The sequence below is a fragment of the Nonomuraea sp. ATR24 genome (genome assembly GCF_041950485.1).
GTDB classification, from domain to species: Bacteria; Actinomycetota; Actinomycetes; order Streptosporangiales; family Streptosporangiaceae; genus Nonomuraea; species Nonomuraea ceibae.
Genome location: NZ_JBGNUU010000043.1, coordinates 1 through 18,870 on the forward strand (window position 1 = coordinate 1; position 18,870 = coordinate 18,870).

Here is an 18,870-nt window from a genome sequence, read left to right on the forward strand (position 1 = left end):
CCCCCACCCAGCCCCCCGGCCACCCCCACATCGCCCCGCCCGACGAGGGCCGGTCCCCCAACGCAGGCGGACGGCATGCCCCTGCCCGCCCTGGCGAGGGCCCCGAGCCCGCAAGCGGCGGGGGGAGGCGCGTCGCCGGTGACCCCACCGGCGAGGGCCGCCCCGGCGGGCGGCATGGCCGCACCCAGGCCGGGCAGCGCGAGGGCGACGGGCCCCCCGACGGCGGACGCGGCCGGCCCGACGGGGGCCAGGCCGACGTAGCGCGGGCCGGTGGGCGGCACGGCCGCACCCAGGCCGGTGCCGGGCAGCGGGAGACCGACGGAACCGCGAGCGGGCCGTCCGGTGGCGGACGCAACCGAGCCGGGGGCGATCTGATCGGCCAGGGGCGGTCTGAGGGGCGGCGGCGGGGTCGCCGGGGAATGGCGGGGCGGGTCTGGCAGGTGGTGGCTTCCCGGTGGTTGCTGCTCGTGGTGCTGGTGGCCGTGTGGGAGTGGGCCACGCGGACGGCCGGCAGCGCGTTCTTCCCGCCGCCGTCGACGATCGCGACGCGGATGCACGCCATGTGGTTCTCCGGCCCGCCCGACCGGTTGTTCCTGACCGAGCTGGCCGTGGAGAACGTGCTGCCGAGCCTGGGCCGGATGGCCGGTGGGCTGGCGGGCGGGGCGGCGGCCGGGGTGGCGCTCGGGCTGGCGCTGGGCCTGTCGGCGCGGGTGTACGACTATCTCGACGGCGTGCTGCAGTTCCTGCGGGCGATCCCGCCGCCGGCGTTGGTGACGGTGTTCCTGGTGGTGTTCGGGTTCGGGCTGAAGATGCAGCTCGCGTTCATCATGTTCAGCATCGTGTGGCCGGTGCTGCTCAACACGGCCGACGGGGCGCGTTCGGTGGAGCCGCTGCATCTGGACACGGGGCAGGCGTTCCGGCTGTCGCGGGCCGAGCGGGTCTTCCGGATCGTGCTGCCGTCGGCGCTGCCGAAGATCTTCGCCGGGCTGCGGCTGGCCCTGTCGCTGTCGCTGATCGTGACCGTGTTCGCGGAGCTGCTGCCGGGCACCACGAACGGCATCGGTTTCCAGCTCACCGTGGCCTACTCCTCGTTCAACCTGCCGGCGATGTGGGCGGGCATCGTGCTGCTCGGCGTTCTCGGCTATCTGCTCAACGAGTTGTTCCTGCTCGTGGAGCGGCGGGTGCTGGCCTGGCACCATCACGAGCGGCGGCTGGAGACCTGACGTGGCGGCTGTGGGGCGGGTCCATGGGCGGTGTGTCGATCCCCCAGGAGGAGATCCAGGTGGGCACGATCGCGAGCCAGACCGGCTCGAAGCGGTTGTCGAGCCGGTCGCCGCCGTCGGGGTGGACGCGGCCGATGCCGTGGACGGCGACGCCGCGCGGCCCGTCGGGGGTGAAGTCGTCGACGACGAGCGCGAGCTGGTCGTTCTCCTCGACGTGCTGCCGGTAGAGGCGGTGGCGGGGGCCGCCGGGCAGCCGCAGCGAGCCGACGCCGATCACCAGGGGCCGTTCGCCGTCCGGGGACCCGTTGCCGCCCGCGCGGTCGCCTCCGAGCTGGACGCCGAGGTGGATGCGGACGGGTACGACGTGGGGCGCCCCGGCGGCCGTGGCCGTCGCCAGCCTCGCCAGGTCGTGTTCGCGCAGGTAAGCGAGCTCCGCCTCGCTGAAGCCGTCCATCAGGTCCTTCACACTACAGACAGATGAGAGCAATAAACAGAAGAAATGGGGCAGAGCACCTCTTCCTTACCATGTGCAAGGAATGTCCCCTTCGATAGAGTCGCCGTGTTATCTCTGGACCCATCCCTAGGAAATCCCTTGCTCGAGATAGACAACCTCACCCACGTCTACGGTGGCGGCGGACCGAACGAGCACCACGCCATCGACGGGCTCAACCTCAGCGTGGCCGAGGGCGAGCTGCTGTGCATCGTCGGGCCGTCAGGATGCGGGAAGTCCACGCTGCTGCGGTCCATCGCCGGGCTCATCACCCCCACCGGCGGGCAGATCAAGGTCGACGGCGTGCTGGTGAAGCAGACGCCCGACAATCTGGCCGTGGTTTTCCAGGATTACAGCCGTTCGCTGTTTCCGTGGATGTCGGTGGCCGACAATGTGGCGCTGCCGTTGCGGCGCAAGGGCATGGACAAGAAGGCGCGTCGCGAGGCCGCGCAGGAGGCGCTGGAGTCGGTCGGCCTGTCCGAGGCCGGGCGCAAATACCCGTTCCAGCTTTCGGGCGGCATGCAGCAGCGGGTGGCGATCGCCCGCGCGCTGGCGTACCGGCCGAAGCTGATGCTGATGGACGAGCCGTTCGGGTCGGTCGACGCGCAGACCCGCGAGGACCTTGAGGACCTCGTGCTGAAGGTGCGCAGCCACCACCAGATGACGATCGTGCTCATCACGCACGACATCGACGAGAGCGTCTACGTGGGCGACCGCGTGGTGGTGCTGTCCAAGGCGCCCGCGCACGTGGTGGGCGACCTCAAGGTCGAGCTGCCCGAGCCCCGCGACCAGATCTCCACGCGCGAGCACCACGACTTCGTGCACCTGCGCGCCGAGGTCGGCCGCCTGGTCCGCGGCCACTCCCTCACCCACTGAGAGGGTGTACTGACCCGAATGGGCCCGCTGACGCCGCGTGCCGCCGGACCTGAGGTCTGGCGGCACGGCGGGCGGGACTGCGACGGTCAGGCCGGGGCGTGCATGTGGCGGGCCAGCGCGTGCTCGACCAGCGTGATCAGCGTGGCCTTGACCGAGTCGCGGGAGCGGGCGTCCAGGCGGACGATGGGCGTGTGGCCGCCCAGCGAGAGCGCCTCACGCACCTCCTCCTCCGCGTGCGCGAACTGCCCGTCCCAGCCGTTGATCCCGATGATGAACGGCAGCTTCGCCTCTTCGAAGTAGTCGATGGCCGGGAAGCTGTCGGCCAGCCGGCGGGTGTCGACCAGCACGACGGCCCCGATGGCGCCGCGTACGAGGTCGTCCCACATGAACCAGAACCGGTGCTGTCCTGGCGTGCCGAACAGGTAGAGGATCAGCTCCCTGTCCAGCGACACCCGGCCGAAGTCCATGGCCACGGTCGTCGTCGTCTTGTTCGGCGTGAGCGAGACGTCGTCCACTCCGGCCGACGCGTCCGTCATCACCGCCTCCGTGGTGAGCGGCAGGATCTCGGACACCGCCTTCACGAACGTCGTCTTGCCCACGCCGAAGCCGCCGGCCACGACGATCTTCGTCGAGGTTAGGCCGGGGCTAGAGCCTGCGAAGTCCACTGAGCACCCTTTCGAGCAGGTTGAGGTCCGGCTTGCCCGCGTCCAGAGCAGGCTGGTGCACGCGGATCAGGCCTTCCGACGCCATGTCGGCGATCAGCACCCGGACCACCCCGAGAGGCTGCCGTAAAAGGGCGGAGATCTCAGCAACCGACCGAACGTTCCGCGTCAGTTGGATGATCGCCTGATATTCCGGACTTAGTAGGGAAATGTCTTGGTATTCGGACGTCACGGAGGACACCAGCGCCTCCATGGCGAACTTCATCCGCGGGGCCGTACGCCCCCCGGTCACGGCGTAAGGCCGTACCAGGGAACTTGATTTCGGCGCACGGGGAGCCGACGGATGCGGCGGAGTGCTATCACCAGCCCAACCCTGACCTGACACCATGATCTCCTGTCACCGCCCGTCTAGCGGGGGCGGGCCGCCTGCAGTTCTGCGCGTACGGCCGGCGTGAGCACCTGCCCGGCACGCTCGACCAGCAGCGTCATCTGGTAGGCCACCAGGCCCATGTCACAGTCGGGCGCGGCCAGCACGGCCAGGCACGAGCCGTCGCTGATCGACATGATCATCAACAGCCCGCGCTGCATCTCGATGACGGTCTGGGTCACCATCCCGCCCTCGAACACGCGCGCCGCGCCCTGGGTCAAGCTGATCACGCCCGAGGCCACCGCGGCGAGCTGGTCGGCCCGGTCCTTGGGGAACCCCTCGGAGAAGGCCAGCGGAAGGCCGTCGGACGACACCACCACGGTGTGCGCGACACCGGGCACGTTGTTGACGAAATCAGTGATCAGCCAGTTGATGCCACGCGCTCCCTGGCTCAGCTCTCTCATTTCTCCTCCTCATTCTCTTCTCCGCGAGTGAACGCGCGGCCTTGCCGTACACCTTGCTGGAAGCTGGACAGCCGGCTCCGCAGGCGCTCAGGAGAGATCTGCGGCGCCGGTGAGGTGACCGGCGGTTCCGCGAGGCTGGCCGTGCCCGGCACCAGGTTGGCCTTGGGCACGCGGCGCGGCAGGCCGGATGCGGTGGTGCCGGCCTGGGCGGGCTTGGCCGCCGCCTCGGCGGCCTGCCAGCCGCTGTCAGCGGGAGAGGACCATGAGGCGCCGGCGCCCGACTGGCCCGGCCGGCGCTGCGGCAGCGCCGACCTTCCAGCGGACGCTGACGGCGCCGACGGCGCGGCGGGCTCGGCGGCCAGGGGCGCGGGCGCCGGGGACTCCGGCTCGGCCGCCTCGGCGGGCGCGGCCGGCTCCGAGGGGTCGGGCCGGCGGAACCAGTCGGAGCCCACCGAGGAGAAGATCGGCAGGAACTCCTCGCTCTGCTCCTCCATGGGCGAGCTGCGCACCACGGGAAGCGGGCCGGTCAGGTCCTGGGAGGAGTAGTCGCCGGGACCGAACGGGTTGTAGCCGGCGTCGCCGGGCTTGGGGCCCTCGGCGAACGACGGCCAGGGCCGGTCGTCGTCCCCGAACGCGGACCTGCCGGGCTCGGCCCCGAAGGCGGCGTCGCGGCGCGGCAGCTCCTCGCGGCGCGGCAGGTCCTCGCCGAACGAGTCGCGGCGGGGCAGCTCGTCGCCGAGGGGGTCGCGGCGCGGGAGCGGGTCGGCGAAGGACGTCCAGCGGCTCTCGTCCTGCTGGGGGTCCTGCTTCATCGCGGGAGGCTCGGTCGCGAACGACGGCCAGCGCGGCTCGTCCTGCTGGAGGGGCGGCGGCTCCTCGGCGAAGGACGGCCAGCGCGGCTCCTCCTTCGCCGCCGGCGGCTCCTCGGCGAACGAGGACCAGCGCGGCTCCTCCTTCATCGGGGGCGGCTCGGTCGCGAACGACGGCCAGCGCGGCTCCTCCTGCTGCTGCGCGGGCACCTGCGGAGCCTGCGCCGGGGCCGGCGGGGGCTGCTCGGCGAAGGACGGCCAGGGCTGGTCCTGCCGGGTCTCCTGCGCGGGCGGCTCGCCGAACGACGGCCACGCCTCGCCGCCGCCCGGCGCGGGCAGCGATCCGGGCCACTCGGTGTCCACCGGCACGTCGCGCGTGCCGCGCACGTCGGTGGTCTCGAAGCCGGCCGGCGCGGCGTAGACGCCGGTGCCGTTGCTCGCCGCGACCGGCTGGCCGGCGTCGAACTGGCCCGACTCGAGCATGCCGGGGTCGAAGCTGGTGAACGCGTCGTACTGGGAGCGCGGCTGCGGGCCGCCGGCGGGCTGGGAGCCGACGAGCAGCATGTCGGGCAGCAGCACCAGGGCGGTCAGGCCGTTGCGCTCGCGCATCTTGAGCTGGACGCGGATACCGTGGCGCAGGGCCAGGCGGCCGACCACGAACAGGCCCATGCGGCGCGAGACGGCGACGTCCACGACCGGCGGGTTGGCCAGGCGCCAGTTGGCCTCGGCCAGCTCCTCGGGGCTCATGCCGATGCCCAGGTCGTTGATCGTCACGAGCACGCCGCCCTCGGTGGGGTTGCTGGTGACCTGGACCTTGCTCTCGCGGGGGGAGAACGAGATGGCGTTCTCGATCAGCTCGGCCAGCAGGTGGACGGCGTCGGTGACGGCCGGGCCGGCGACCTGGGTGCTGGACGGGATCTGGATCTGGACCCGCTCGTAGCCCTCGACCTCCGACAGCGAGGCGCGGGCGACGTCGACGAGCGGGACCGGCTCGCTCCACTTGCGCGCGGCCTCCTGGCCGGCCAGAACCAGCAGGTTCTCGCTGTTGCGGCGCATGCGGGTGGCCAGGTGGTCCAGGCGGAACAGGTTGGCGAGCCGGTTCTCGTCCTCCTCGCCCTGCTCCAGGCCCTCGATGAGCTGGAGCTGCCGTTCGACCAGCGTCTGGCTGCGGCGCGAGAGGTTGACGAACATGGCGTTGACGTTGGCGCGCAGCTTGGCCTCGTCGCCGGCCAGCCGGATCGCCTCGCGGTGGACCTCGTCGAAGGCCCGGGCCACTTCCCCGATCTCGTCTCGGGTGTTGACGCCGACCGACGGCACGTCGGGCACCTCGGCGCTGTCGCCGGACTCGCGCAGCACGCGGACCGTCTCCGGCAGCCGCGTGGTGGCGACCTGGAGGGCCTCGGCGCGCAGCCGGCGCAGCGGGCGCACGAGCGAACCGGCCACCCGGGTGGTGATCACCAGGACGAGGAGGAGCAGGACCAGGATGGTCGCGCCGGAGATGATGGCGTTGCGCTGCTCGCTGTCGCTGAGCTCACGGGTCTGGGTCACGACGCGGGTCGCCAGGCCGTCCTCGACCTTGCGCATGGCGTTGGTGGTCAGCAGCGTGCTGTTGTACCAGACGTTGATGTCCTGGCGGGTGGTGTTGTCCAGGTCCCGGATCGTGTCGTACTCGCGCAGCTGGGCCAGGGCGCGCTGGCGCATGGCGTCGGCGCGGTCGATCTGCTGGCCGCGCACGTTCTGCCGGTAGGCGCGCAGGTCCTGCTCGCCGGCTTCCTGCTCGAACCGGGCCAGCTCGTCCTGCTGGCGGTTCCAGGAGCCGAGGAAGTCGGAGAGGTCGTCGTTGTCGAGGCTGCGCTGCTCCAGGGCCACGATGAGGATGCCCTGCTGGCGGGAGACCTCTTCCTTGACGCGCTGGATGGCGGCCAGGGCGGCGACGTCACCCTGGAGGGCGTCGTCGGTGACGCCCTCGCTCAGGTCGTCCTGGAGCGCGCCCAGGACCTCGATGAGCGTCGACAGCGTGCTGATCGTGGCGCGCGGCGGGGTGCTCTCGCCGACCATGGACTTGCGCAGACCGTCGAGGCCGTTGAGCCAGCGGCGGATCTCCTCGACCTGGCTGCGGACACGCGCGGAGTGGGAGGCGTCGATCGCGGCGGAGGCGTCGAGGACCTTCTTCAGCGCGGAATCGACCGTTCCACGCTGGGTGCGGAGCTGGGCCAGGCGGCCGGCGCGGCGGCCGTCGGACAGGTACCACGCGGTGAGCGTGCGCTCCTTGCCCAGCTCGTGGGAGAGCGCCCCGACCCGCTGCACGAGCTCGGCCACCTGGGTGAGGCGGCGGTACTCGGCGCTGGTGCCGATGGCGCTGGCCAGCTGAAGGCCGGCGAGCAGCACGCCGACGACCGTGGGGATGAGGATCAGGGCGACCAGCCGCGAGCGCACGCGCCAGTTGGCCAGCCGGAACCGTCCGCCTGTGTACTCCCCCGGCCTCGTGTGCTTGGGGTTTTCCGTCCTCACTGACTCTCGCAACCTCTCGCCGTAACGTGCTCGAAGAAAATCAGACACGCGTGTGGCGCATGGGATTCTGCCGGGCTGGGTAATTGGAACACAACCCGTACCAGATCGGCCAACCGAACATATCCCATCAAAGTCCCCCAGGTATGCCGTTTGGGGGACTTATCGCCGTCCACGTTTTTCAGGCCGGACGGAACGAGTCCCGCTCGACCGGGGCCGCGTGCTTGATCATTAGGTGACGGGTCACCGCGTACTCCTGGACCGCTTCCTGGCTCATGTCCTTGCCGAAGCCGCTGCCCTTGACGCCGCCGTGAGGCGCCTCGCTGGCGATCGGGAGATGATCATTCACCCAGGTCACACCCACGTCCAGGCGGTGCGACACCCGCATCGCGCGGGCCACGTCACGCGACCAGACCGACGAGGCGAGACCGTAGGGCGTGTCGTTGGCCAGCCGGACCGCCTCGTCCTCGCCGTCGAACGGCAGCACCACGAGGACCGGGCCGAACAGTTCCCCCTGGACGATCTCGCTCTCCTGTGCGACATCGGTCACAAGCGTGGGCGGATAGTAGAAGCCGGGGCCCTCGATCGGGGCGCCTCCGTGCAGCACCCGGCCGCCCGATCGGGAGACGAAGCCGTGCACCCGGTCGCGGTGCGCGGCGGAGATGAGCGGGCCGATGTCGGTGGCCGGGTCCCAGGGGTCACCCACCGAGATTTCGGCAAGAGTTGCCCGAAACGCCTCCACGGCGTCACCGTAGACCTCGCGGGCGACGTACACGCGCGTAGCCGCCGTACAGTCCTGACCGGTGTTGTAGGTGGCGCCCATCGACACGCCGCGCGCCGCCTCGGCCAGGTCGGCGTCCTCGAAGACGAGCGCGGGGGCCTTGCCGCCGAGCTCCAGGTGCACCCGCTTGAGCGTGCGGGCCGCGCCGGTCATGACGGCCCGGCCGGTCTCGGTCGAGCCGGTCACGCTCACCATGTCCACGCCCGGGTCGGTGACCAGGGCCTGGCCGACGTCCGCGCCGCCGGTGACGACCTGGACGAGCCCGTCGGGCGCGCCCGCCTTCGCGAACAGCTCGGCCAGCCGCAGCGTCGTGCGCGGCGTCTGCGGGGCCGGCTTGATCACCACCGCGTTGCCCGCCGCGACGGCCGGGCCGACCTTCCACACGGCCATGATGAACGGGAAGTTCCACGGCGCGATCGACCCGACCACCCCGACGGGGCGGCGCAGCAGGACCGAGGTGTAACCGGCGCTGAACACCCCGGCGCCGGTCCCGTCGAGCGAGCGGGCGGCCCCGGCGAAGAAGCGCAGGTTGTCGGCCGCGAACGGCAGCTCGCCGTCCCTGAACACGGCCGCCGGCTTGCCCGTCTCCTCGACCTCCAGCCGCGTCAGCTCCTCGGCGTCGGCCTCCACCAGATCCGCGAGCCGCAGCAGCAGCCGCGAGCGCTCGGCGGGCGTCGTCTGCGCCCACTCGGCGTAGGCGTCCCTGGCCCGCCGGACGGCGGCGGCCACGGCCTCCACGGAGCTGTCGGGGACCTCGGCGCACACGAGACCGGTGGCCGGGTTGATCAATTCACGCATGGATATCTTTCCCTGCTCGGTACGGGGGGCCGTACCTACTTCTGGCCGAGCTGCTCGATGAGGTCGGCGGCCTTGCGCAGACCGTCACGCTCGCGGACCTCCGCACCGGCGGCGGCGAGCCTCGCGCGGAGGTCGTCGTCGCCGAGCAGGCGCTCCAGCGCGCCCTTCAGCTCCTCGTCCGTGAACGTGTAGGTCGAAAGCCTGACACCATAGCCCAACTCGGCCACCCGCTGCGCGTTGTCGTACTGGTCCCAGAAGAGCGGGAGCAGGATCATCGGCTTGCCGAAGTGGATCGCCTCGGTGGTGGTGTTGTTGCCGCCGTGGGTGATGACCAGGTCACACAGCGGGATGACCTTCGTCTGCGGGACGAACTCGGCGCCCCACATGTTGTCGGCCAGCTTGATCTCCTCGTGCAGCGAGCCCTTGGAGACGATGTACTGGTGCGGCGTCGTGGCGAGCACGTCGATGACCCGCTGCATGAGCTCCACGTCGGCCGAGCCGAGCGAGCCGAGCGAGAAGTAGACCAGCGAGCCCTCGTTGCGCGCGAACGGCAGCTCGAACTCCTCCTCGGTCTCGCGGACCGACGAGTCGAGGCGGTGCCAGGTGTCGCCCAGCGGCCGGTCGGCCACGTAGTCGAGGATCTCCGGATAGACGTACAGGTTCAGGTCGCCCTCGTGGATGAAGTCGAGGTCGGGCAGCGGCTCGGTGCCCTGCTCGACGCACCACTCGTTGAACGCGGTCCACAGCTCGCGGTGGGTGCGGTCGTACTCGGCGCGGAAGTCGTCCCACTCGGAGCGGTCGGCGGCGGGCAGGCCGGAGAAGACCGGCGCGACGTTCTCGCCGCGCATCTCCAGCGGGTTGCAGGAGACGATGCGGACGAACTTCTTGCCGGCCGTGAGCAGCGCCGGGAACGTGATCACGTTGTCCTCGACGATGACGTCCGGCTGGACCCGCTCGATGATGCGCTTGAGCTGCGGCTCGCAGTACTTGGCGCCCTCGATGAGCTCTTCCCAGATGGGCTTGGTGACGGTCTCGAGCTGCTCGCGGGTGCTCTTGCGGTACTCGGGGGCGGTGTCGCGGATGAAGTCCTTCCAGAACTGGCCCGCGTCCTGCTCCTCCTCAGCCGGCGGGGCCAGGTCGACGAGGTCCTCCTCGAAGCCCAGCGCCTCCAGCTTGCCCTTCCACGACGACTCGGCGGCGAAGACGACACGGTGGCCACGACGGCGCAGAATGTCGCCGATGCCGATGCTGTTGTTGGTCGGCCCGTAGGCGCTTTCCGGCATGAACAGAATGGTGAGAGACATGGGCACACTCCGGGGGGATCTAGCCATTTGAAGAGGAATTCAAATACGCATCTAGCGCGTTGGTCAACTTCAGGGCACTATTGTCACGGATTACTGAACGACAGACGAACATGAGGGCAAGGTGGTGAAGATGGCCCAGCGCAAGAGCCGTACTGACCGGCGCATCGACCTGATCGAGGCGGCGCGGCGGGCCATCATCCGCTTCGGCATCGACGGGGTGCAGCTCTCGCACGTCGCCGAGGAGGCCGGGCTGACCTCCGGGGCGGTGCTCTACCACTACCCCGACCTGAGCGAACTGCTCGTCGAGGCGCAGCACGCGGGCATGGAACGCTTCTACGAGCAGCGGCTGCGGCAGATCGCCGCGCTCACCGACCCGGTCGCCAAGCTGGTGCTGACGATCCGCTCCGGGCTGCCCACCGGGCCGCTGGACCCGGACGTGCGGCTCCTCAACGAGCTGGGCGGGGCCGCCGGGCGCAACCGCGTCTACGGGGTGCTGCTCACGTCGCTGTACGACCGCCAGGTGTCGATGTACCAGTCGATCCTGGACACCGGGCAGGCGCTGGGCGTGTTCAGGCTGACGGCCGACGCGCTGTCGATCTCGCGCAACCTGGTGGCGCTGGAGGACGCCTACGGCTATCGCATCACGGCCCGGCACCCGATCATCGGCCCCGAGGAGGCGGCCGAGCTGATCCTGTCCTACGCGCGCACGGTGACGGGCAACGACCTGCTTCATTGATCCACCGGGATGATCACCGCGTCGCCGGCCGTCCAGTTGAGCGAGACCTCCTCGCCCGGCTGGACCGTGCCGGCGCCCTGCACGGCGACCAGCACCGGCTTGACCCGCCCCGGCACGTCGACCGAGATGTGCGAGACGCCGCCGTAGAAGCTGACGTCCAGCACGGCGCCCCTGAGGCCGCCGCTCTCCTCCAGCCTGATCTTCTCCGGCCGGACGCCGAGCAGCGCCTTGGCGCCGGTCTCCAGCTCGCCCAGCGGCGTGCCCGGCAGGTCGCCGAACTCCCCCGCCGCCAGCGTCTCAGGACCGCCCACGGTGCCCTCGAACAGGTTGTTGGCCCCCACGAAGTCGGCCACGAACCTGGTGCGCGGCCGCTCGTACAGGGCGACGGGCGCGTCCACCTGGCGCACGCTGCCGCTCTCGAAGACCGCGATGCGGTCGGCGAGCGACATGGCCTCCTCCTGGTCGTGCGTGACGACCACGAACGTGATGCCGACCTCGTTCTGCAGCCGCTTGAGCTCCAGCTGCATGTCGGCGCGGACCTTCTTGTCCAGGGCCGACAGCGGCTCGTCCAGCAGCAGCAGCCGGGGCCGCTTGACGATGGAGCGTGCCAGCGCCACGCGCTGCCGCTGGCCGCCGGAGAGCTGCTGCGGCTTGCGCCCGGCGTGCGCCGACAGGCCCACCGTCTCCAGCACCTCGCCGACCCGCTTCTTGATCTCGTCGCGGGGCAGCTTCTCCCGCTCCAGGCCGTACGCGACGTTCTTGGCCACGGTCATGTGCGGGAACAGCGCGTAGGACTGGAACATGAGGCTGATCGGACGCCGGTTGGGCTGCTTGGCCAGCAGGTCCTCGCCGTCGAGCGTCACGGTGCCGCTGTCGGGCGTCTCGAAGCCGGCGATGATGCGCAGCAGCGTCGTCTTGCCGCAGCCCGACGGGCCGAGCAGGGCGAAGAACTCGCCCTGCCCGATCTCCAGCGACACCCCGTCGAGCGCGGTGACGTCACCGAACCTGCGGGTGACCCCGTCAATCTTGAGCACGCGACTCCCCGATCTTGGTCAGGCGCTGCCCCGCGATCACCGCGGTGAAGCTCACCAGGAGCAGGATCGCGGCCAGCGCATTGATCTCCGGGGTCACCCCGAAACGGATCATTGAATAGATGACGATCGGCAGCGTCTGCTCCATGTTGCCGATCGTGAAGAACGCGATGACGAACTCGTCCAGCGACAGCGTGAACGCCAGCAGCGCGCCCGCCACGATGCCCGGGGCGAGCTGCGGCAGCGTCACCTTCACGAACGTGGTGACCGGCCCGGCGCCGAGGTCGCGCGAGGCCTCCTCCAGCGAGGTGTCGGTGCCGCTGAGCCGGGTGCGCACCACGGCGGCGACGAACGCCATCGCGAACAGGCCGTGCGCGAGCACCACCGAGTAGCGCCCGAGCGTGAGCTGGATCATGCCGAAGAACAGCAGCAGCCCGATCGCGATCACCAGGTCGGGCAGCACCGCCGGCATCAGCGAGAGCGCCTCCAGCGTCTTCGACCTGGAGTAGCGGGCCAGGCCGACGGCCAGCAGGGTGCCCAGCACGGTCGCGATCAGCGTCGCGCCGGTCGCCACGATCAGCGTGTTGACCAGGCCCTTCAGCACCCGTTCGTCCTTGGCCAGCTCGCCGTACCACTTGAGGCTGAACCCCTCGTAGGTGTAGGCGGACTCGCCCGAGTTGAACGACATGACGACGAGCACGACGATCGGCGCGTACAGGAAGACGTACGTGAGCCAGAACGGGACGTGGAGCAGGCGGGAGCTACGCACGGCGCGCCACCCAGGCCTGCACGACGAGCAGCACCAGCAGCGCCGCGATGAGCGCCAGCGCGAGCGTCGAGCCGAACGGCCAGTCGCGCGCCGACAGGAACTCCTTGCGGATCAGGTTGCCCACCATCGCCGACTTGCCGCCGCCCAGCATCTCGGGGATCACGAAGTTGCCCAGGCTCGGCACGAACACGAACAGGCTGCCGGTCATCACGCCGGGGAGCGTCAGCGGCAGCGTCACCTTCCGGAACGTGGTGAACCCGGACGCGCCCAGGTTGGCCGACGCCTCCCGGAGCTGCGGGTCGAGCTTCTCGATCGTCGCGTACAGCGGCAGCACCATCAGCGGCAGGTAGGAGTAGACCAGCCCGGTGACGATGGCGCCCTGGTTGTAGAGCAGCTCGTACGGGCCCAGCCCGATGGCCTCCAGCCCGCTGTTGATCAGGCCTTCGCCGTTGAGCAGGATGATCCAGGCGTAGACGCGGATGATGAAGTTCGTCCAGAACGGCAGGACGATCATCACCAGCGCCACCGTCTTCCACCTGCCCGGCAGCCGCGTGATCAGGTAGGCGGTCGGGTAGCCGACCAGCAACGCGATCAGCGTGGCCAGCCCGGCCAGCTTCAGCGACTCGACGACCACGCTCAGGTAGAGCGGGTCGAACAGCCGGGAGAAGTTCTCGGTGGTGAACTCGTAGACGACGCCGCCGAAGCGGCCACGCTGGAAGACCGTGTAGCTGAGCACCATCGCGAGCGGCACCAGCAGCAGCACGATCAGGTAGGTCAGCCCCGGCGAGAGGAAAACGAACGCGCCCAGCCGGCGGCCCCGCGAGGGGGACACCGGCCGGGCCTCAGTATCAGCCTTCACCGCAACTAGCTGGCCGTGATCTCAGAGGACAGGCGCGTGAACTTGGTCGACGCCTGGCCGAGGTCGATGATCGACTCGCCGTTGAGCAGCTCGGCGGGCTTGATGCCCAGCAGCGAGCCCGGCGCGATCTTCACCTTCTCCATGGCGGCCTTGTTGGGCACCTTGTAGTTGATGTTCTCGGCGGCCCAGCGGTGCACCTCGGGGTTGAGGATGTAGTTGATGAAGGCGTGCGCGGCCTCCTTGTTCTTGGAGGACTTCATGATCACCATGGTGTCCACCCAGAGGTCGCTGCCCTCCTTCGGCACCTCGAACTCGATGTTCTGCTTCTCGTGCGTGGTCGGGCACCAGCCGTCCCACGCCTCGACCATGAGGGCCTCGCCGCTGATCAGCTTGTCGCCGAACGTCGTGTCGTCGAAGGCGAGCAGGTGCGGCTTGGCCGCGAGCAGCACCTCCTTGACCTTGGCGATCTCCTCGTCCTTGTCGGTGTTGACCGAGAAGCCGAGCGACTTGAGCGCGGGCAGGGCCAGCCAGCGCTCGGTGGTCATGAGCGTGACCTTCTTGTCGGCCCAGGCCGGCGGCTTCAGTAGATCGTTCCAGCTCGTCGGCTTCTTCTTCACCAGGTCGCTGCGGTAGCAGATGCCGGTGGTGCCCCAGGTGTAGGGGACGGAGTACTTGTTGCCCTTGTCGTAGGAGAGCTGGGTCGCCTCGGGGTAGAGGTTGGCCAGGTTCGGGATCAACTCGGGGTGGATCGGCTCCAGCAGGCCCTGCTCGTTGAGCGCCTGGGCGTACTGGCCCGACACGAACGCCACGTCGATCCCGTGGTCGCCGCCGGCGGTGAGCTTCGTCATCGCCACTTCGTTGGTCTCGTGCAGGGTGACCGTGAGCTCCTTGATCTTGAGCTCTTTCTTCACCATGGCCTGAAGCTCTTCAGGGGTGTAGCCGTCCCACACGGTCACGGCCAGCGACTGCTTGGTGAGGTCGGCGTTGGGGTTGAGCGCGGCGGCCGTCGCCTGGGTCGCCGTCTCTGCACTGTTGGTCGACTCACCGCCGCACGCCGCTGCGGCGAGCGCGAGGCCGGCCACCGCGACGGCGGCCGGAAGACGACGGGTGAACCGGGTACGGGACAAGGCCGCTACTCCTTATGAAATGGCGATGTACGAGGGGTCTCGCGACCAACTGGACACGGCAGACCAGAGCAGGAGTGTTGCAGCAGAAATCAACATGAGCAAGACTTTGGCGGACATTGCTACCTGGAAGTTTGGTCCAACTGTTGAATTCGGATTCAATATGGAGCCGGTTGATCTCTCTCGGTGAGAACCCGCTCACCGCGCGGGATCGCGGCCTCACGGCGGCTCTCCTGGCGTCGCTGGACGGCCCCGTGCCGCCGCCCTTCGCCGTCCGCCGGTATCTGCCGCTGCCCACTTTCTCGCACAGCCCAGAGGATCTCCACACTGGGGTCCCAGCCGAACGCGACTTCGGACCACACGTAGACCAGACAAACTACTCGGTGATCGTGGGTGAGCAGGTCGTCGTCAAATGGCTCACCCCGCCCGTGCCCCTGCCCCACCCCACTCCCGAAGTGTTCGCCCACCTCGTTGAGGCGGGCTTCAAACAGACCGCGCCCCCGTACGCCGCCCTCACCCGGGCCGACGGCGACCGGGAGCTCCTGCTCGCCCTCGTGACCGGCTACCTGCCGGAAGCCACCGACGGGTGGGAATGGTGCGCCGACGAGGCCGCCGCCGGGCGCACCGGGTTCGCCCCCGCGCTCGGCGAACTCGCCGCCGGGCTCCACCTCGCCCTGGCGACCCTGCCCGGCGCCCCGCCCAGCGGCGCCGACCTGTCCGGCCGGGCCAGCACGGCGCTCCGCGACGCGCTCGGCTTCACCACCGGCGACGACGGCGACTGGCTCGCCCGCCACGCACACCGCCTGCGCGCCGAGCTCGCCCCGCTGGACAGCCCCGTCACCGGCCCGCTGATCCGCGTCCACGGCGACCTCCACGTCGGCCAGATCCTCCGGTGGCGCGACGGCTACGCCGTCATCGACTTCGACGGCAACCCCACGCTCACCGGCGCCGACCCGTACCAGCCCGCCGCCCGCGACGTCGCCCAGCTCACCACCAGCCTCCAGCACGTCGCCCAGGTCGCGATCAAGCGCCGCGGCACCGCGCCCGCCGACGCCGCCCGCTGGGCCGCCGGCGCCCGCGCCGCCATGCTCGACGCCTACCGCGCCCACCTGGCCCGCCACGACCGCGCCGGCCTGCTGGACGAGACCCTGATCCGCCCGTTCGAGATCGAGCAGGAGTGCCGCGAGCTCATCTACGCGGCCCGCCACCTGCCCCGATGGCGCTACGCCCCCATGGGCGTGCTGCGCACCTGGTACCACGAGGAGACCCCATGAACCCGGAGCTCTACCTGGCCGACCTGGAGGCCAAACCCGCCGCGCTCACCGCGCTCGCCGACTCGCTCGACGCCGCCGACCCGTTCGCGGCGCTGCCCGGCGGCATCGAGCGGGTGCTGTTCCTCGGCATGGGCAGCTCCCGCTACGCCGCCGGCGTCGCCGCCCTGCGCCTGCGCGCCGCCGGCGTCTCCGCCCACGCCGAGTACGCCTCCGCCGCCGCCTCCTACCCGCCCGACCCCCGCACGCTCGTCGTGCCCATCTCCGCCACCGGCGGCAGCCGCGAGACCCTCGACGCGCTCGCCCGCTACACCGGCGGCGCCTCCCCCGTCGCCGCCCTCACCAACACCCCCGGCTCCGCGCTCACCGCCGGCGCCGACCTGGTCGTCCCGCTGCTCGCCGGCCCCGAGGAGGGCGGCGTCGCCTGCCGCACCTTCCAGCACACGCTGGCACTCCTCCTCGCGCTCGAATCCCGCCTCACCGGCTCCGGCCGCGACGTCGCCGCCCTCGTACGCCGCGCCGCCGAGGCCACCGCCGACCTGCTCGACCGCCGCGACGACTGGCTGCCCCTGACGCTCGAACTCCTCGACGGCCCCGACGGCGTCTACGCCCTGGCCCCCGCCGAACGGCTGTCGTCGGCCCAGCAGTCGGCGCTCATGGTCCGCGAAGGCCCGCGCCGCGCCGCCGACGCCTGCGAGACCGGCGACTGGGCGCACGTGGACGTCTACCTGACCAAGACCCTCGACTACCGGGCGCTGCTCTACCCCGGCTCCCGCTACGACGAGCAGGCGATGGACTGGGTCCGGCAGCGCGGCTCCACCGTGATCTCCGTCGGCGCCGACGTCAAGGACACCGCCGCCGTCATCCGCTACACCCACGACACCGACCCCGACGTCGCGCTCCTGACCGAGACGCTGGTCGCCGAGCTCGTCGCCGCCTACTGGTGGGCCGCCCAGTAGCCCGCCGAGGTCACAGCCGGCGGAGCCCGCCCAGCACCCGCTCGAGCAGGCTCCGCTCAGGCAACCCGGCGTCGAGCCGCGGCTGGTGGACCCGTACCAGCCCCTCCGCCTCCATGTCCGCCACCAGCACGCGCGCCACCCCCAGCGGCACCGCCAGCAGCGCCGAGATCTCCGCCACCGAACGCACCTGACGGCACAGCTCGCTGATCCGCCGGTACTCGCGCGTATAGGCCGGGCCCAGCCGCGCCGACGTCGCCGACGACACCAGCGCCTCCATCGCCAGCCCGCCACGCGGCGCCGTCCGGCCGCCCGTCACCGCGTACATCCGCACCAGCGAACTGCGCTCCGGCTCCCCGCCATGCCACGATGCCAACGTCCACTCCCATCACCAGGGGCGCGCGGCCGACAACTCCGCGCGCACATCAGGCGTCAGCACCTGCCCGGCACGCTCGACCAGGATCGTCATCTGATAGGCCACCAGGCCCATGTCACAGTCCGGCGCCGCCAGCACCGCCAGGCACGAGCCATCGCTGATCGCCATCACCAGCAGCAGGCCGCGATCCATCTCCACCAGCGTCTGGACGACCTCCCCGCCCTCGAACACCCGCGCCGACCCCTGCGTCAGGCTCACCAGCCCCGCCGCGATCGCCGCCAACTGGTCCGCCCGGTCCTGCGGGAAACCGCGCGAGAACGCCATCGGCAGGCCGTCCGCCGACACCACCACCGCGTGCGCCACGCCCGGCACCTCGTCGACGAAACCGCTGACCAGCCAGTTCACGTCCCTGGCGCCCTGGCTCAGGTTCCTCATCCGTCCTCCTCAAGCTCGGCCCGGCCCTTGCGGACGCCCTGCTGGTAGCTGGAGAGCCTGGTACGCAACCGGTCCGGCGACACGGGAGGCGCGGGCGGCGGCAACGACGACGGCGGCGCCGACCCGGCCACCAGGTTCGCCCGCGGCGTCCTCCGCGGCAGCCCCGCCCGGGTCACCGCGCCCTCCCCCGCCCCCTGGGCGGCCGTATCCCCGCCCGCACCGAACGCCCCCGCAGAGCCGTTGGCACCCCCACCGCCCGGCACCCGGCGCGGCAACCTTCCCTCACCACCGGCGCCCCCACCCTCAGCCGCACCCGAGCCACCCCCGGGCGCCCACCGCGGCCCACCGGACCCCTCCCCCACCACATCCGGCGTTCCCACCGAAGCCGGCCCGCCCTCGGGGGACGTCGCGTTGCTCGGCCCGCTTGCGGCGGGCGCGTCCCCGGACGGCGCCCCCTCCGCAGCCCGCACGAACAGTCCCGAGCCGACCGCAGACCCGCCACCCGGCCGCCCGGCCGGTGACCGCTGCGGGAGGCGAGGAGCGCCGGAGGCGCCCCCTCCCTCAACCGCAGCCGGCCCGCCTACGGGGGAGCGCCGCGGCAGCCGTGGCGCACCAGAACCCTCCCCCACCAGAGACGCCCCGCCCTCGGGGGATTGCGCGCCCTCGGAGGACGGCGCGGTGCCCGGGGCGGTTGGGGTGGGCGCGGCGCCGGATGGTGCCCCCTCCGGGGACCGCGCGGCGCCCGGACCGGTGGAGGCGGGGGCGGCGGCGGACAGCGGCTCCCCTGTGGTCCGCGCGGGCGCGTCCGGGGAGTTGGCCGCGGGCTCGCCGGTCGGCCGGGTGGCCGGGTGGCGCCTTGGGAGGTGGGGGGCGCCTTCCTGGTCGGAGGCGCCGGGGGTGCGGTGGTCGGGGGTGGGGGACGGCTTGGTGAACCAGCTGGACTCGATCGAGGCGAAGATCGGCAGGAAGTCGCCCTGGCGGGGAGGGGCGGGCGGTTCGGTGGCGGGGGCGTGGTCGGTGGTGAACCAGGA

19 protein-coding genes and 1 pseudogene are annotated in these 18,870 nt (G+C 71.1%); 5 read left to right on the top strand and 15 right to left on the bottom strand.

Translation table 11 applies throughout. The features are described from left to right. A pseudogene (locus tag ACBI99_RS45480) lies at positions 1-281 on the bottom strand (hypothetical protein); the annotation flags it as partial. A 159-nt stretch (positions 282-440) separates the two neighbouring features. On the opposite strand from ACBI99_RS45480, the gene ACBI99_RS45485 reads away from it, so the two are divergent. Next, positions 441-1,223, top strand: a complete 783-nt coding sequence (locus ACBI99_RS45485) for an ABC transporter permease subunit (RefSeq protein WP_308126210.1) — start codon at positions 441-443, stop codon at positions 1,221-1,223. Here ACBI99_RS45485 and ACBI99_RS45490 read toward each other — a convergent pair. After that, positions 1,150-1,677, bottom strand: a complete 528-nt coding sequence (locus ACBI99_RS45490) for a pyridoxamine 5'-phosphate oxidase family protein (RefSeq protein ID WP_219518123.1) — start codon at positions 1,675-1,677, stop codon at positions 1,150-1,152. The genes ACBI99_RS45485 and ACBI99_RS45490 overlap by 74 nt on opposite strands. Before the next feature lie 138 nt (positions 1,678-1,815). Between ACBI99_RS45490 and ACBI99_RS45495 the strand changes: the two genes are divergently transcribed. Next, positions 1,816-2,589, top strand: a complete 774-nt coding sequence (locus ACBI99_RS45495) for an ABC transporter ATP-binding protein (protein ID WP_219518122.1) — start codon at positions 1,816-1,818, stop codon at positions 2,587-2,589. A gap of 86 nt (positions 2,590-2,675) precedes the next feature. On the opposite strand, the gene ACBI99_RS45500 is transcribed toward ACBI99_RS45495, so the two are convergent. From ACBI99_RS45500 to ACBI99_RS45525, 6 genes are all read right to left on the bottom strand, one after another. After that, on the bottom strand, positions 2,676-3,254 hold the full coding sequence (locus ACBI99_RS45500) for an ATP/GTP-binding protein (RefSeq protein ID WP_219518121.1): 579 nt from the start codon (positions 3,252-3,254) through the stop codon (positions 2,676-2,678). Further along, on the bottom strand, positions 3,235-3,639 hold the full coding sequence (locus ACBI99_RS45505; RefSeq protein WP_246646842.1) for a DUF742 domain-containing protein: 405 nt from the start codon (positions 3,637-3,639) through the stop codon (positions 3,235-3,237). Before ACBI99_RS45505 ends, ACBI99_RS45500 begins: the two co-directional genes overlap by 20 nt. 20 nt (positions 3,640-3,659) lie before the next feature. Beyond that, positions 3,660-4,073: a roadblock/LC7 domain-containing protein gene (locus tag ACBI99_RS45510; protein WP_197093780.1), complete on the bottom strand. Its 414-nt coding sequence runs from the start codon at positions 4,071-4,073 to the stop codon at positions 3,660-3,662. A 5-nt stretch (positions 4,074-4,078) separates the two neighbouring features. Then, on the bottom strand, positions 4,079-7,402 hold the full coding sequence (locus tag ACBI99_RS45515) for a nitrate- and nitrite sensing domain-containing protein (RefSeq protein ID WP_375075404.1): 3,324 nt from the start codon (positions 7,400-7,402) through the stop codon (positions 4,079-4,081). Between the two features lie 178 nt (positions 7,403-7,580). After that, complete coding sequence (locus ACBI99_RS45520) at positions 7,581-8,984, bottom strand: aminobutyraldehyde dehydrogenase (protein ID WP_357590510.1); 1,404 nt, start codon at positions 8,982-8,984, stop codon at positions 7,581-7,583. Between the two features lie 29 nt (positions 8,985-9,013). Further along, positions 9,014-10,282, bottom strand: a complete 1,269-nt coding sequence (locus ACBI99_RS45525; protein ID WP_357590480.1) for a glycosyltransferase — start codon at positions 10,280-10,282, stop codon at positions 9,014-9,016. Between the two features lie 130 nt (positions 10,283-10,412). Here ACBI99_RS45525 and ACBI99_RS45530 point away from each other — a divergent pair, with 130 nt between their 5' ends. Then, positions 10,413-11,018 carry a TetR/AcrR family transcriptional regulator gene (locus ACBI99_RS45530; RefSeq protein ID WP_219518116.1) on the top strand — a complete coding sequence of 202 codons (606 nt, stop codon included), beginning with the start codon at positions 10,413-10,415 and terminating at the stop codon, positions 11,016-11,018. Here ACBI99_RS45530 and ACBI99_RS45535 read toward each other — a convergent pair. The 4 genes from ACBI99_RS45535 to ACBI99_RS45550 are packed head-to-tail and all read right to left on the bottom strand — an operon-like array spanning position 11,012 to position 14,804. Next, positions 11,012-12,052 carry an ABC transporter ATP-binding protein gene (locus ACBI99_RS45535; RefSeq protein ID WP_219518114.1) on the bottom strand — a complete coding sequence of 347 codons (1,041 nt, stop codon included), beginning with the start codon at positions 12,050-12,052 and terminating at the stop codon, positions 11,012-11,014. The genes ACBI99_RS45530 and ACBI99_RS45535 overlap by 7 nt on opposite strands. Further along, complete coding sequence (locus tag ACBI99_RS45540) at positions 12,039-12,818, bottom strand: ABC transporter permease (protein ID WP_219518111.1); 780 nt, start codon at positions 12,816-12,818, stop codon at positions 12,039-12,041. The genes ACBI99_RS45535 and ACBI99_RS45540 overlap by 14 nt, the downstream gene beginning before the upstream one ends. After that, the gene (locus ACBI99_RS45545) at positions 12,811-13,677 is read right to left on the bottom strand and encodes an ABC transporter permease (RefSeq protein WP_357590483.1); all 867 of its coding nucleotides are present in this window, start codon (positions 13,675-13,677) and stop codon (positions 12,811-12,813) included. The genes ACBI99_RS45540 and ACBI99_RS45545 overlap by 8 nt, the downstream gene beginning before the upstream one ends. Positions 13,678-13,682: 5 nt before the next feature. After that, positions 13,683-14,804, bottom strand: a complete 1,122-nt coding sequence (locus ACBI99_RS45550) for a spermidine/putrescine ABC transporter substrate-binding protein (RefSeq protein ID WP_357590485.1) — start codon at positions 14,802-14,804, stop codon at positions 13,683-13,685. 380 nt (positions 14,805-15,184) lie between these two features. Between ACBI99_RS45550 and ACBI99_RS45555 the strand changes: the two genes are divergently transcribed. Both ACBI99_RS45555 and ACBI99_RS45560 read left to right on the top strand, forming a co-directional pair. Next, positions 15,185-16,075: a hypothetical protein gene (locus ACBI99_RS45555; RefSeq protein WP_375075405.1), complete on the top strand. Its 891-nt coding sequence runs from the start codon at positions 15,185-15,187 to the stop codon at positions 16,073-16,075. After that, positions 16,072-17,031 carry an SIS domain-containing protein gene (locus ACBI99_RS45560; protein WP_375075406.1) on the top strand — a complete coding sequence of 320 codons (960 nt, stop codon included), beginning with the start codon at positions 16,072-16,074 and terminating at the stop codon, positions 17,029-17,031. Before ACBI99_RS45555 ends, ACBI99_RS45560 begins: the two co-directional genes overlap by 4 nt. Before the next feature lie 10 nt (positions 17,032-17,041). Here ACBI99_RS45560 and ACBI99_RS45565 read toward each other — a convergent pair whose 3' ends face one another. Genes ACBI99_RS45565 through ACBI99_RS45575 form a run of 3 tightly spaced genes read right to left on the bottom strand, consistent with a single transcriptional unit; the run spans position 17,042 to position 18,015 of the window. Further along, positions 17,042-17,404 (bottom strand): DUF742 domain-containing protein, encoded by a 363-nt coding sequence (locus tag ACBI99_RS45565; RefSeq protein ID WP_219518104.1) that lies wholly within the window; start codon positions 17,402-17,404, stop codon positions 17,042-17,044. A 12-nt stretch (positions 17,405-17,416) separates the two neighbouring features. Continuing rightward, positions 17,417-17,839 carry a roadblock/LC7 domain-containing protein gene (locus tag ACBI99_RS45570; RefSeq protein ID WP_219518102.1) on the bottom strand — a complete coding sequence of 141 codons (423 nt, stop codon included), beginning with the start codon at positions 17,837-17,839 and terminating at the stop codon, positions 17,417-17,419. Beyond that, positions 17,836-18,015: a hypothetical protein gene (locus ACBI99_RS45575; protein ID WP_219518100.1), complete on the bottom strand. Its 180-nt coding sequence runs from the start codon at positions 18,013-18,015 to the stop codon at positions 17,836-17,838. Before ACBI99_RS45575 ends, ACBI99_RS45570 begins: the two co-directional genes overlap by 4 nt. Between the last annotated feature and the right edge of the window lie 855 nt (positions 18,016-18,870).